This window comes from Stenotrophomonas sp. SrG (assembly GCF_050031795.1).
Classification (GTDB): domain Bacteria; phylum Pseudomonadota; class Gammaproteobacteria; order Xanthomonadales; family Xanthomonadaceae; genus Stenotrophomonas; species Stenotrophomonas rhizophila_A.
Genome location: NZ_JBNBBE010000577.1, coordinates 1 through 252 on the forward strand (window position 1 = coordinate 1; position 252 = coordinate 252).

Sequence of the window (252 nt, forward strand, 5' to 3'; positions counted from 1 at the left end):
CACCACCTGCTGCAGGCCGATGCTTATCTGGTGGGCGGCGATGGCGCCGCCTCCCTGGGCCGGCGCGGGGGTCTTGTCATAGCGCTGGAGCAGCTGGCCCTGCGGATCGCGCACGCCGCCCCCGGCGTGCAGCGGCTGGATCTCGCCACCGGACGCCAGGAACTGGGAAAGCTGCGCCATCGCTTCGGGGCTCTGGTCGGTCGCGCCCAGGAACACCGACGGATTGCTCTCGGCCTTCAACCCGGCCAGCAC

At 71.4% G+C, this 252-nt stretch carries 1 pseudogene; it reads right to left on the reverse strand.

Annotated elements, in window-relative coordinates:
- A pseudogene (locus tag ACQG3P_RS20920) lies at window positions 1-252 on the reverse strand (penicillin-binding protein 1B); the annotation flags it as partial.